Source organism: Streptomyces bungoensis (genome assembly GCF_001514215.1).
Lineage (GTDB): Bacteria > Actinomycetota > Actinomycetes > Streptomycetales > Streptomycetaceae > Streptomyces > Streptomyces bungoensis.
Genome location: NZ_KQ948857.1, coordinates 100528 through 113575 on the forward strand (window position 1 = coordinate 100528; position 13048 = coordinate 113575).

Below are 13048 nucleotides of genomic sequence, written 5' to 3' on the forward strand. Positions count from 1 at the left end.
GCCCGTGGCGCGCGCCCTTCGTGCGCGCGCCACGGGCCGGACTCCTTACGACCGATTTTTAGTGCTTTCCAGGGAGAAAACGGGATGGGACTGACCGCGAGGATCCGCACCCGGGACGGATGGGCCGTGTCGCACGCGGTCGTCACGGTGACCGACATGACGGGGACCCAGGTGCTGCGGGCCGAGGCGGACGCCGAGGGCGCCGTGCGGGACACCACCGAGCTGACGCCGGGCGCGTACACGGTGATCGTGACCGCCGTGGGGTACGCGCCCGCCGCCTCCAGCGCGATCGTCACCGCCAGCGGGCGGGCCGAGGTGGGCACGGTGACACTGGCCCGGCAGGGAGGCACCGAGCTGCCGCCGCCCGGGCCGTGGACCATCGACCCGGCGCACTCCTCCGTCGCCGCCGTCGCCCAGCACCTGGGGATCTCCAGCGTGCACGGCCGGTTCACCGAGTTCGGCGGGACGATCGAGATCGCCCCCGACGACGTCGCCAAGTCCCGGGTGGAGGCGGTGATCCGGGCCGCGTCCGTCGACACCGGCAACGGGATGCGCGACACGCACCTGAAGTCCGGGGACTTCCTCGACGTCGAGCGGTACCCGGAGATCACCTACAGGAGCGGCGCACTGACCCAGGCCGGCCCGGACCGCTGGACCGTGCACGGCGAGCTGGCCATGCACGGCGTGGTCCGCCCGGTCGACCTGGACCTGGCCTACCTCGGCACCGGCGCCGACCCGTGGGGCGGCACCCGCGCCGCGTTCCGCGCGACCGCCGAACTGCACCGCGAGGACTTCGCGATGAACTACAACCAGGTCCTCCAGGCGGGCATCGCCGCCATCGGCACGACCCTGCGCGTCGAACTGGACATCCAGGCGGTGCAGGGCGACTCACTGCCCACCGCCTAGCTAGGCGTCGGTCGCTCCCACGATCCGCCGGGCCAGGTCGCGCAGTTTGACGTTCTCCCGCTGGGAGGCGCGGACCAGGCTTTCGAAGGCCGCCGCCGCGTCGATGTCCAGGCGCTCCATGAGGACGCCGGTGGCCTGGCCGATCAGGTCCCGGGTGCGCATGGCCTCGGTGAGCTGCTCCCGGACGGTCACCGAGTTCAGGGCGATGCTGACGTGGGTGGTCAGGATGCGGCCGAGCCGCGTGGCGGACTCGTCGAAGGCGTGCGGATCACGGGAGTAGGCCGTCAGCACGGTCAGCCGGCGGCGGTCCGCGCGCAGCCGCATCGACAGCACCGAGCGCAGCCCCGTGCCGGACAGCGGGCTCTCCTGGCTCACCCCGCTGTCGTCCGCCACCCGCACCACCGGCGAGGTCCACAGCCGCTCCCAGTGCGGCAGGTGCGGCGCCTTGGCGTCGCGCACCAGGTCGTCGCTCCAGGCCACCATGCGCAGGTTCTCGCCGCGTTCCAGCTCGGAGATGTCTGCGTGCTCGGCGCCGGGCAGCAGGTCCACGGCCAGCTGGACGGCGGTGCGCAGCGTGGCGTGCGGGCTGCCGCTCTCGTGCAGCTGACGGGCCGCCACCGTGATCGCCTCGGCGAGATCGAGGCCCACCGGGAAACGCGTCACATCGGAGAAATCAGATGTAGCCACCACGAACCTCTCGGACAGCACGGCCGTACGGCCATGCTCAGGAGAGCTCCGCAGCACATTCCCGACTGCGAGCACAGGACACCTGCACTTTAGCTGCTCCATTGTGGTGAAGTGATGTCCGGCCGGGCTCCGCCGGGCGTGCCGATCCGGAGCCTGAGCCCCGCAGGGTCAGGCTGAACGGGCCGTGCTCGGCCTAGGCTGCGGCCATGGCACCGAACATCGCGACGAACACCCGAGTCTCGCTCGACGAACTGCTGGACTTCGTACGGCCGCGCCACCGCGCGATCCTGCTCACCCGCCGCGCCGACGGCGGCCCGCAGGGTTCCCCGCTGACGTGCGGGGTCGACGACTCCGGCCGGATCGTCGTCTCGACCTACCCCGACCGCGCCAAGACCCGCAACGCCAAACGGGACCCCCGGGTCAGCCTGATCGTCCTGAGCGACGACTGGAACGGCCCCTGGGTCCAGATCGACGGCACCGCCGAGGTCGTCGACACCCCCGACTCCGTCGAGCCGCTGGTGGAGTACTACCGCAACATCGCCGGGGAGCACCCCGACTGGGACGAGTACCGGCAGGCGATGCTGAAGCAGGGAAAGTCGATCATCCGGGTGACGCCCGAACGGTGGGGTCCGGTGGCGACCGGCGGGTTCCCGGCGCGGCTGGTGGAGGGGGACTAGAGCCGCTCAGTCCCGTTCGGCCATCGCCTCGATGCCGGCCACCAGGAGGTCCAGGGCGTAGGCGAACTCCCGGTCCATCATCTCGGCGACCGTGTCCCCACCGCCGGCCTCCCCCCTCTCCCCGGACTCCCGGAGGTGGTCCGCGGCGCGGGGGCTGCGCCGGACCTCGCTCATGGCCTGCTCGTAGAAGGCGTCCGGGGTGAGGCCCGAGTCGGCGACCCGGGACAGGAACTGGCCCTCGAAGGTGCCGTAGCCGTACACGTACTGGAACACGGCCGATACGGCGCTGGTCACCCGGTGCGCGGGCAGCCCGGCGCGGCGGATCACGCACCGCACGCCGCGGGCGAACGACAGCGCGTTCGGCCCGATGTTGAGGTACCGGCCGGCCAGCGGCGACAGCCAGGGGTGGCGCACCAGCAGCGCCCGGTACTGGGCGGCCAGGTCCCGCAGCTGCGCGCGCCAGTCGGCCCCGTCCTCCTCGGGGGCCGGCAGCCGCAGTTCCCCGAGGGCCGCGTCCAGGGCGAGTTCGAGCAGGTCGTCCTTGGTGTCGACGTACCAGTACAGGGACATCGCGGTGACGTCCAGCTCACCGGCCAGCCGCCGCATGGAGAACCTCGCCAGCCCCTCGGCGTCCAGCAGCCGTACGCTGGCGGCGGTGATCCGCTCCCGGTCCAGCCCCGAGGGCTGTCCCCCGCGCCGGCCGCGCCGGGCCCTGCCCTCCAGCCAGACACTGCCCCGCGCGGCTGCCCTGCCCATCGGCGCACCCCTCTCGCACTCCGGTACCTGGTCACGATGCCAGAACGGGAACCGGGCCGGAGTACGCGGCCGGAGTACGCGGCAGGAGCGCGGGGCCGGGTCGGCCGGCCCCGCGCGGTGTCCTTCCGTCAGGTGCGCTGCGTCAGGTCGTAGAAGGTGGCCGAACCGGCCGTCACCTTCTTGAAGGTGCTCTCGACCCATGAGGTGATCCCGGACGCGGCGCCGCTGTCGCCGCCGCCCATGCCGCCGCCGGCGATGAAGTAGTGGATCCTGCCGTCCGCCACGTACTTCTTGAACTGCGCCAGTGTGGGGGACGGGTCGGTGCCGTTGAAGCCGCCGACCGCCATCACCGGGTCACCGGTGGCCAGCTGGTAGCTCGCCGCGTTCTGGGAGCCGATGGACGCGGCGACCCAGGTGTACTCGCCCGCGTCCTTCTCCAGCAGCCTCCTGGCGGCCGAGCCGACGTTCGCACCGTTCAGCAGGCCGCCGGGGCCACCGCCCATGCGGCCCATGACGCCCTCGCCCGTCCGGCCGCCGCCCGGGAAACCGTTGCCGTTCGGCTGACCCGGTTGGCCCTGCCGGCCTTGCGTGCCGCCGTTCTGGCCCGGCATGCCTCCGCCCGGGAAGCCGTTGCCGTTGCCGTTCTGCCGGCCCGGCATGCCGCCCCCGGGGAAGCCGTTGCCGTTCACCCGGCCCTGCTGCCCCGGCATGCCGCCGTCGGGGCCGCCGCGCATACCGCCGGGACCGCCGCCCCGGCCGCCCATCATGCTCGCGCCCGCCGGGCCCGCCGTGACGATCGATCCGGTGTGGCCCTGCCGCACCGTGCTGAGGGTGTACGCGGTCGGTCCCGCCAGCGCGGCCACGAGGCCCACCGCCGCCACCCCGAGGGCGGCCCGCCGGGGGAGCCGGCCGGCGAAGACCAGGCCGAGCGCCGCGCCCAGGCCCCCGACGAGCACCAGCCACTTCAACCAGGGCAGGTAGTCGGGGGTGCGGTTGAGCAGCACGTACCCCCAGGCCGCCGCCGCGGCCACGGAGGCGGCGAGCGCGATCGACGCCCACGTCTCCCGCCGCTTCTCCCACAGCAGCCCGGCGCCCATGCCCGTGACGGCCGCGACGTAGGGGGCGAGGGCCACGGTGTAGTACTGGTGGAAGATGCCGGCCATGTAGCTGAAGACGACCGCGGTGATCAGCAGGGAGCCGCCCCAGACCAGGAACGAGGCCCGGGTGACGGACGTGCGCCCGCGCCCTCGGGTGGCCACGAGCCCGGCGACGAGCAGGACCAGCGCGGCCGGCAGCAGCCAGGAGATCTGGCCGCCGACCTCGGAGCCGAACATCCGGTCCCAGCCGGTCTCACCCCACATCCCGGTGCCGCCACCGCCGCCACCACCGCCGCCGACGCTGCCGGTCTCGTCGCCGCTGAGCCGGCCGAGGCCGTTGTAGCCGAAGGTCAGTTCCAGGAAGCTGTTGTTCTGCGAGCCGCCGACGTAGGGGCGGGAGGAGGCCGGCCACAGCTCGACGATCGCGACCCACCAGCCGCCGGAGACGACCAGCGCCAGCGTCGCCGCCGCCAGCTGCCCGAACCGCTTCCGCGGCGACACCGGCGCGCAGATCGCGTAGACCAGGGCGAGGACCGGCAGGATCAGGAACGCCTGCAGCGTCTTGGCGAGGAACGCGAAGCCGATCACGGCACCGGCCCACACCAGCCACTTCGTGCGGCCGTCCTCCAGGGCCCGGACGACGAGGTAGCAGGCCGCGGACATCAGCAGCGCCAGCATGGCGTCCGGGTTGTTGAACCGGAACATCAGCGCCGCGACGGGGGTGAGCGCGAGCACAGCGCCCGCGATCAGGCCGGCCGCGGGGCTGAACCGGCGGCGCACGGCGGCGTGGACGACGGCGACGGCGCCCACGCCCATCAGCGCCTCGGGGACGAGGATCGCCCACGAGTTGAGGCCGAAGAGCCGCACCGACAGCTCCATCGGCCACAGGGAGGCCGGGGGCTTGTCGACGGTGATGGCGTTGCCCGCGTCGAGCGAACCGAAGAAGAACGCCTTCCATGACCTGCTGCCCGCCTGCACGGCCGCCGAGTAGAAGGAGTTGGCGTAGCCGGAGGCGCTGAGGTCGTACAGGTAGAGCAGGAGGGTGGCGGCCAGCAGGCCGAGGAGGGCCGGGCGCGCCCAGCGGGGGTCCTCGGGCCGGCCGCGCAGCGGCCCGCGGGGGCGGGGCCGGCGGGGCTCGCCGGCCTCGGGTGCTCCCCGGGGAGCGGTGGTCGGCGGCCCCCAGACGGCCGCCCCGCCGCCCTGCCGGCCGCCCTGCTGCCCGTCGTGCTGCGCCGGCTGTTCGAAGTGCGTGGTCATCGGAGGTCCCCCGGATCGGTGTCGTGCGGGCGCGCCGGCTGCAGGCGCGGGGTGGCGTCCCTCCAGGTGCCGTCCGCGGCGTCACCGGCGCGGACCTGGGTCGCCTGGTACGGGTGCGGGTGCGGGACCGCGTACGCCTGCGCGTACGGCGCTTCGCGCACCGCCGGGGCGAGGCCGGACCCGGGCCCGGCCTCGTCCCGGTCCGGGAACACCCAGGCCCGGAAGAGCAGGAACCGCAGCACGGTCGCCGCGAGGTTGGCGGCGATGAGCACCGCCAGTTCGGTGGAGTGCGCCGGGTGGCCGTTGGCCGCGTTCAGGGCGGCCAGCGAGCCGCTGGTCAGGGCGAGTCCGATGCCGAACACGACCAGCCCCTGCGCCTGGTGCCGTACGGCGCCGCCCCGGCCGCGCACCCCGAAGGTGAGCCGGCGGTTGGCGGCCGTGTTGGCGACCGCGGAGACGAGCAGGGCGAGCGCGTTGGCGGTCTGGGAGCCGGAGAACTGCCGGAAGACGCTGTACAGCAGCAGGTAGAACAGGGTGGACAGGCCGCCGACCACGCAGAACCCGACGAGCTGGCGGGCCAGCCCCGTGGGCACGTCCTGGATCTCGCGGTCGCGCGGGTCGTCGCCGAAGGGCCGGGCCAGCCGGTCCAGCGGCAGCGAACCGGTGGCCAGGGCCCTGCCGACGCGCCACACGCCCCTGAGGTCGTCGGTGGCCGTCCGCACGATGTGCACGGTCGAGTCGGGGTCGTCGACCCAGTCGACCGGCACCTCGTGGATGCGCAGCCCCGCGCGCTCGGCGAGCACCAGCATCTCGGTGTCGAAGAACCAGCCGGTGTCCTCGACGAGGGGCAGCAGCACCTGCGCCACGTCCCGCCGGATGGCCTTGAACCCGCACTGGGCGTCGGAGAAGCGGGCCTGGAGCGAGCCGCGCAGGATCAGGTTGTAGGCCCGGCTGATGAACTCCCGCTTGGGGCCGCGCACGACCCGGGAGCTGCGGGCGAGCCGGGAGCCGATCGCGAGGTCCGAGTGGCCGGAGATCAGCGGCGCCACCAGCGGCAGCAGGGCGTTGAGGTCGGTCGACAGGTCGACGTCCATGTAGGCGAGGACCGGCGCGTCGGAGGCGGACCACACGGTCCTGAGGGCGCGCCCGCGGCCCTTCTGCTCCAGGCGGACGCTGGTGACCTCGGGGATCTCCGTCTCCAGCCCCGCCGCCGCCAGCGGGGTGGTGTCGGTGGAGGCGTTGTCCGCGATCGTGATGCGGAACGCGTACGGGAAGGTGCGGGTGAGGTGCTCGTGCAGTCTGCGGACGCACGGCCGGAGGTCCTTCTCCTCGTTGTAGACGGGGATCACTACGTCCAGGACAGGCGTTCCGGCATCCGCGGCCGGGAGGTGCTCCCGCGCCGGCAGGGTGCCGGGAGAAGAGTCGGTTCGCATGGCACCGACTCTTCTCAAGTGCCCTGTCGCGCCCATGTGGTGGTGCTGTGCTGTGCCTGTGAGTGCGACCGCCGATCGCCTGCCGGGACCGGCCGCGGCGCGGCCGGGGCGACGGCGGGGCCCAGGGCCGGCAGGTGCACGGTGAACACCGTCCGCCCGGGCACGCTGTCCACGGTGACCGCGCCGCCGTGCGCGGCGGCGACGGCCTGCACGATGGCCAGGCCGAGCCCGGTGGATCCCGTGGCGCGCGAGCGCGCCGAGTCGCCGCGGGCGAAGCGCTCGAAGACGTGCGGCAGCAGGTCCGGCGGGATGCCCTGCCCGTTGTCCTCGACGTCGACGCACGTCCAGGGTCCGCGCCGCTGCACGCGCGCGGTGACGGTCGTCCCGGGCGGGGTGTGGTTGCGGGCGTTGCCCAGCAGGTTGACGAGGACCTGCTGCAGCCGGGCCGCGTCCGCCGACACGAGCGCGGGCTCGTCCGGCAGGTCGAGCCGCCAGTTGTGGTCCATGCCGGCCGCGCGGGCGTCGCTGATGGTGTCCACGACCAGCGGGACGAGGTCGGTCTGCCCGAACTGCAGCGGCCGCCCGGCGTCGAGCCGGGCGAGCAGCAGCAGGTCCTCCACCAGCAGGGTCATCCGCCCGGCCTCGGACTCGATCCGCCCGAGGGCGTGCCGGGTGTCGGGCCCGACCTGCTCGCGCCCGCGTCTGGTGAGTTCGGCGTAGCCGCGGATGGAGGCGAGCGGGGTGCGCAGCTCGTGGCTGGCGTCGGCGACGAACTGCCGTACCCGCGTCTCGCTCTGCTGCCGCGCGTGCAGGGCGCCGTGCACGTGGTCGAGCATCCGGTTGAGCGCGGCACCGACCTGCCCGACCTCGGTGTGCGGGTCGCACTCCGCCTCCGGCACGCGTTCGCTGAGGTTCACCTCGCCGGTGTGGAGCGGGAGTTCGGAGACCCGGGTGGCGGTGGCGGCGACCCTGCGCAGGGGGCGGGTGGCGACGCCGACGAGCACGTACCCGGCGATGACGGCGGCGGCCAGACCGGCGGCGGTGACGCTGATCTCGACGAGGACCAGGGTGCTGATCGTGCTGTCGACGGAGGAGGTCGGTACGGCGACGTAGTAGGAGCCGTTGTCGCCGGACTTGTACTCGACCCGGTAGTCGCCCTCGCCGGGGATGCCGACGGTGTACTGCCCGCGGTTCTCGCGCGGGACGGCCGCGAGGGCGGCCAGCTGCGCACTCGTCAGGTCCCTCGGGGTCATCGAGAAGTCGCTGGTGGACTTCTCCCCGCGACTGGCGTCGGTGATGACCCCCTTCTCGACCTTGGCCACGATGGTGCCCGGGGACTGCGGGCCCTTGGTGACGAAGTCGGCGGCGCTCATCGGGTGCACCCGGAGCTTGTGCCCGCCCGGTACCGTGCCGTCCCCGGGCTGCCCGCCCGGCGGCTCGAAGGAGCCCGACGCGCGCGAGGCGACCTCGTCGAGCTGGTCGTTCAGCTGGTCGTACAGGTGCGACCGCAGGGCCAGGGTCGTCACCGTGCCGATCACCGCGCACACCACGGCGATCAGCACCACGGACGCGACGACGAGCCGGGTCCGCAGGGTGCGCGGCCGTCCGGGTCGCTTCCCCGGACGCGGCCGTCGTCGTCCGCTCATGACACCGCGGGCTTGATCAGGTAGCCGGCCCCCCGCCGGGTGTGGATCATCGGCTCGCGTCCCGCGTCGATCTTCCGCCGCAGGTAGGAGATGTACAGCTCGACGACGTTGGCCTGTCCGCCGAAGTCGTAGGACCAGACCCGGTCGAGGATCTGCGCCTTGCTGAGCACGCGCCGCGGGTTGCGCATGAGGAAGCGCAGCAGTTCGAACTCGGTGGCGGTGAGGTGGATGGAGTCCCCGGCCCGCGACACCTCGTGGCTGTCCTCGTCCAGGGTGAGGTCGCCGACGACGAGGACGGAGTCGGAGCGCCGGTCGGCGGCCCCGGACCGCCGGATGAGCCCGCGCAGCCGGGCGACGACCTCTTCCAGGCTGAACGGCTTGGTGACGTAGTCGTCGCCGCCGGCGGTGAGCCCGGCGATGCGGTCCTCGACGGCGTCCTTGGCGGTCAGGAAGAGGACGGGCACGTCGGGCAGCTCGCGGCGCAGCCGCCCGAGGACGGCCAGCCCGTCCATGTCGGGCAGCATCATGTCGAGCACGACGGCGTCGGGCCGGAACTCGCGGGCCGCCTGCAGGGCGCCCTGCCCGTCCCCCGCGCTCCTGATCTGCCAGCCCTCGTAACGAAGGGCCATGCTCAGCAGTTCGGTGATCGACAGCTCGTCGTCCACCACAAGCACGCGGACGGGGCTCCCGTCCGGCCTCAGCAGTTCGGTGCGCCCCTGGGGCGAGATCGTGGTCATGGTGGACACCCTGTCGGGGCCCTCTGAGAGCAGGCTTTTCGGAGTCTGTGATTTCCCTGAGAAACGCACAGGCTCCGCTCAGGCGGCGCCTGGGAAGGGCACACGGGCCGGCGCCCGCCTAGAAGAGCCCTTCCTGCTCCCTCCTCAACTCCCTGACGGGGACGGTGAACCCGCCGGCCGGGGACGACGGCGGCGCCAGCTCCCACCCGGTCATCAGCCGCGTGTCCAGTACGACGACGCCGCGGCCGGCGACGGCCAGGTGCAGGTCCGGCCCGGCGGCGGCGACCAGTTCACCGCTGACCTGCCCGCCCGGCACGAGCTCGGCCACGTCACCGACGACGACCGCCGGCCCATCGCAGAGACCGAACGACTCGGCGTGGTCCACGGGTCGGCACGGCTCCGGGGCCAACGACTCCGGCCATGCGTCCAGTACGACGGCCCGCGCGTGCAACGCGCTCACCTCGGCGGCCCGTTCGTCCACCGAGGCGGGCAGCGACGACCGCACCGCCCGTTTCGCGGCGTACGGGATCCGGTCCGGGACCTGGAGGGCGGCCCGCAGCAGTTCCTCGGTGCGCCGGGCGGCCATCAGCGGGCCGGAGCCGAGCCAGCTGAAGCAGACGGCGCCCTGCTCCAGCAGCCTGGCCGGCCCCCGTTCGACCGCCGTGATGCCGACCTTGACCATGCCGGGCCCGAACCAGGCCAGGTACACGTGGTACGGCCGGGGGTCGTCGGCGATCGTGTCGGCGGCCACGGAGTGCGCCCGGTCCAGCCGCGCGCATTCCTCGCACCGGGCCCCCGTGCTCCGCCCCGGCACCGCGGCGCGCACCGGACAGGCGTGCCCCCGCGCGCCCACGCACCCGCGGACCGCGTCCGCCGCCACGGCGAACGCGACCCGCTTCCCCCACGGCAGCGCGCTGGGCCGCCCCCCGTCCCAGACCAGCACGGGCCCCTGCGGGGTCCAGCGCAGTCCCGAGCATCTCCACGTCCGTGCCATCACTCACGAGCGTAGGCGGTGGCACCGACAACGCCCCGTCGACCCGCTCCCGAGTGCTGCCGTCCGCCGCTCAGCGGGGGCAGAACTCCGCCGTGATCGCCTGGACGATGATGTCGGTCGGGTCGAGCCAGTCCTGGTTGAGGACGAAGGACATGGTGTGCCGGCCGTCGGGGGTGGCGCTCATCCACGTCTCGTAGCCCTGGATCGAGCCGGCGTTGCCGTAGACGGTGACACCGCAGGGCGTCCGCGCGATCACCACGCCGAGGCCGTAGCGGAGGACGTCGGTGTTCGGGAACGAGCCCGGGGTCGGGGTCAGCATCGCGCGCAGCAGCCGGGCCGGGAGCAGCTTCCCGCCGAGCAGCGCGGAGTCGAACCGGTCGAGGTCGCCGACCGTGGAGACCATGTCGCCGTTGCCCGCGGCGAAGGAGGGGTTGTAGTCCGTGGCTTCCTCGATCCGCGGCCCGGCCGACGCGGTGTCGGCGACGCCGGCCGCCAGGTCGCGGACGCGGCGGCCGGTGCGCGACTGGGCGAGCGCGCCGGGCGAGCCCTGCCGGACGGCGTCCTGGAGGACGCCGAGGAGGGCGCTGCTGCCGTCCCCGGGGCGGCGTGCCGCGCCGTCGTCGCGGCCGGCGGCCGAGGCCGGGGTGACGAGCAGCCCGAGGCCGAGCACGAGGGCGAGCGCGCGGAGGACTGCGGTGAGCAGCGGTGGTCGGTGCATCGGAATCCCTTCGTGGCGGCCTCGTCGGGAGGCGCCCGGAACCGTCCGTGCGGCCGTCCGTGCCGCGACGGTTGAAGGTGTCCGCCTGCTGAGGAACCGTGACGTCGGCGAACTCCCCGAGCCAGCATGGGGCTCGCCCCGCTCCTGCCACCTGCGGGCTCACCCGGAGAGCGGTCCGGGGCCACCCGGGTGGCCCACCCGGTGCCTCCGGCGCGGCGGGCCGATCGCGGTTGCGGCCGGAGAACGCCAGAGGCCCCGGAGTGATCCGGGGCCTCTGTCCTGTGCGCACTCGGCAGGTTGCCGGCCTGCGTCCTTCTGCGGGGGTCACGCCGCCCTGTGCCGCGCCCCGCGGGTGCCCGGGGCGGGCTCCTGCGGGTCCTCGAGCGGCCAGGTCTCGTCGTCCCCGAAGTCGGGGGCCTGGAAGGGGTTGGTCGCCGGAGGCGGCGATGCCGTGGCCGAGCCGCGGGGTTGCCCTTCCGGGGCGGAGAACAGCGATGTCAGTTCGATGGGGGGACTCTCTTTCGTGACAGGTCCCTGACGGGGCCTGGTGTGCCGCGACCGGGCACAGCGGTACTACAGCTTGGTCATCTTGGCGTACGGGCTCAGGACGCGCACCTGCGCGGAGCCGAAGTCCACGAGTGCCGCGACTCCGGCCTCGATGCCGATCACCCGGCCGAGGCCGTACATGTCGTGGGTGACCTGGTCCCCCACGTCGAAGTGCTTGGGAGCCGGTGTGACCGGGGCCTTGAAGGGGCTGGTGGGCAGGTGACGCTTCGGCGCAGCAGGCTTGGTCATGACTCAGTATGCGCCTACATCGGGCCCCTTTCGCTGTGTCCGTCGGCACAGATCCAGAAGAGGACCGCCCCCTCATGCCCCTGACCTGTGGTTTCGAAACCGGGGAGAGCGAAACTGGGGCTGGACGACGAGCAGGGCGACGAGGGCGACGAGCCGGCCGCCTGATCGGGACCGTGCGGGGGCGTTGATGTCACCCGCTGATGTCAGAGGCCCCGCCGGTGAACCGGCGGGGCCTCTGATCTGTGTGCACTCGGCAGGATTCGAACCTGCAACCTTCTGATCCGTAGTCAGATGCTCTATCCGTTAAGCTACGAGTGCCTGTTTTTCAGTTTTTGTCTTCGCTTCCTTGGCCTTCCGGCCCGCTCGCGGCGACAGGAAGAACATTACATGACTGCCGCCGTCATGTGAAATCCGATCCGCACACCCCTTGTGAGCTGCGAAAACGCCCTGGAGGCGGGGTACGACGACGAAGCCCCGGTCCACTGGGACCGGGGCTTCGGATGAGGTGCGGAGGCGGAGGGATTTGAACCCTCGATGGGCTTTAAGGCCCAAACCGCATTAGCAGTGCGGCGCCATAGACCGGACTAGGCGACGCCTCCCGCACAGCCACTCGCGCAAGCGCGCGACTGGTGCGTGCAGATGATGACACAGTCGAGCGCGGTGTCACCAATCGCCCCCCACGGTACTAGGCACGAGGGCCGCAGGGCAAAGGGCTTCCCCGGCGGGGCGTGGCAGGGAGTCCCGCTGATGTGCTGCGGATGTCCTGCGCAACGTACGGGGCGCCGGCGCGTTGGGCAGGGCATGGTTTCCGTGCTGTCCTTCGTCCCGCGGGGCGTCCTCGCGGTGTCCCTCGCCGCCGTGCCGTCCCTGGCCGCCCTCACCGCCGTACCGGCCGCCGCCGCGCCCGCCGTGCCTGCCGCCGTCGCACCCCTGCCGGTGCGGCCCGACGGCCGGGGCGGTGATCACCTCACCGTCGTGGTGCGCCACGCCGCGGGCGGGCGTAACGGCAGGTACGAGGTGTTCTGCCGTCCCGAGGGCGGGCGGCACCCGGACGTGGCGGGGACCTGCCGGATGCTGGACGCGCGCACGCGGTGGGGGCGGGACGCGTTCACCCCGGTGGCCCCCGGCACCACCTGCGCCATGGTCCACGGCGGGCCGGCCACCGCCCGCGTCACCGGCACCTGGGCCGGGCGGCCGGTCGACGCCAGGTTCGACCGCCGCGACGGATGCGAGATCGGGCGGTGGAACCGGATGGTGCCGCTGCTGCCCCGCGTCGGGGGACCCGCACCGGAGTTCCCCGGCTGAGCCGCCGACGCCGCAATGGGGAGTAATGGGGCCGTAAAGG

General features: G+C 73.2%; 12 protein-coding genes and 2 tRNA genes. 3 read left to right on the forward strand and 11 right to left on the reverse strand.

Annotated features, from left to right (window positions below; genetic code table 11):
* Positions 1-84: 84 nt before the first annotated feature.
* Complete coding sequence (locus AQJ66_RS16620) at positions 85-906, forward strand: YceI family protein (RefSeq protein WP_061921973.1); 822 nt, start codon at positions 85-87, stop codon at positions 904-906.
* Here AQJ66_RS16620 and AQJ66_RS16625 read toward each other — a convergent pair whose 3' ends face one another.
* Entirely contained in the window at positions 907-1569 is a 663-nt protein-coding gene (locus AQJ66_RS16625) for a GAF and ANTAR domain-containing protein (RefSeq protein WP_061921976.1), read from the reverse strand.
* 230 nt (positions 1570-1799) lie between these two features.
* Between AQJ66_RS16625 and AQJ66_RS16630 the strand changes: the two genes are divergently transcribed.
* Positions 1800-2270, forward strand: coding sequence for a PPOX class F420-dependent oxidoreductase (locus AQJ66_RS16630; RefSeq protein ID WP_061921979.1), 471 nt, complete (start codon positions 1800-1802; stop codon positions 2268-2270).
* A 6-nt stretch (positions 2271-2276) separates the two neighbouring features.
* On the opposite strand, the gene AQJ66_RS16635 is transcribed toward AQJ66_RS16630, so the two are convergent.
* The 10 genes from AQJ66_RS16635 to AQJ66_RS16680 all read right to left on the reverse strand — a co-directional run bounded on the left by AQJ66_RS16635 (position 2277) and on the right by AQJ66_RS16680 (position 12302).
* Entirely contained in the window at positions 2277-3026 is a 750-nt protein-coding gene (locus AQJ66_RS16635) for a TetR/AcrR family transcriptional regulator (protein WP_061921982.1), read from the reverse strand.
* Positions 3027-3154: 128 nt separating this feature from the next.
* Positions 3155-5380: an ArnT family glycosyltransferase gene (locus AQJ66_RS16640; RefSeq protein ID WP_107118952.1), complete on the reverse strand. Its 2226-nt coding sequence runs from the start codon at positions 5378-5380 to the stop codon at positions 3155-3157.
* On the reverse strand, positions 5377-6813 hold the full coding sequence (locus AQJ66_RS16645) for a bifunctional glycosyltransferase family 2/GtrA family protein (RefSeq protein ID WP_061921983.1): 1437 nt from the start codon (positions 6811-6813) through the stop codon (positions 5377-5379). The genes AQJ66_RS16640 and AQJ66_RS16645 overlap by 4 nt, the downstream gene beginning before the upstream one ends.
* Before the next feature lie 14 nt (positions 6814-6827).
* The gene (locus tag AQJ66_RS16650) at positions 6828-8459 is read right to left on the reverse strand and encodes a sensor histidine kinase (protein WP_061921986.1); all 1632 of its coding nucleotides are present in this window, start codon (positions 8457-8459) and stop codon (positions 6828-6830) included.
* Complete coding sequence (locus AQJ66_RS16655; protein ID WP_208611377.1) at positions 8456-9196, reverse strand: response regulator transcription factor; 741 nt, start codon at positions 9194-9196, stop codon at positions 8456-8458. Before AQJ66_RS16655 ends, AQJ66_RS16650 begins: the two co-directional genes overlap by 4 nt.
* Before the next feature lie 118 nt (positions 9197-9314).
* On the reverse strand, positions 9315-10190 hold the full coding sequence (locus tag AQJ66_RS16660) for a DUF2797 domain-containing protein (protein WP_061921989.1): 876 nt from the start codon (positions 10188-10190) through the stop codon (positions 9315-9317).
* Positions 10191-10260: 70 nt separating this feature from the next.
* Complete coding sequence (locus tag AQJ66_RS37310) at positions 10261-10908, reverse strand: serine hydrolase (RefSeq protein ID WP_079060252.1); 648 nt, start codon at positions 10906-10908, stop codon at positions 10261-10263.
* A 573-nt stretch (positions 10909-11481) separates the two neighbouring features.
* Complete coding sequence (locus AQJ66_RS16670; protein ID WP_061921991.1) at positions 11482-11703, reverse strand: hypothetical protein; 222 nt, start codon at positions 11701-11703, stop codon at positions 11482-11484.
* 245 nt (positions 11704-11948) lie between these two features.
* Positions 11949-12021 (reverse strand) — tRNA-Arg (locus AQJ66_RS16675).
* 190 nt (positions 12022-12211) lie between these two features.
* Positions 12212-12302: transfer RNA gene (locus AQJ66_RS16680), tRNA-Ser, on the reverse strand.
* A 202-nt stretch (positions 12303-12504) separates the two neighbouring features.
* On the opposite strand from AQJ66_RS16680, the gene AQJ66_RS16685 reads away from it, so the two are divergent.
* Positions 12505-13008, forward strand: a complete 504-nt coding sequence (locus AQJ66_RS16685; protein ID WP_061921993.1) for an SSI family serine proteinase inhibitor — start codon at positions 12505-12507, stop codon at positions 13006-13008.
* Positions 13009-13048: the final 40 nt, after the last annotated feature.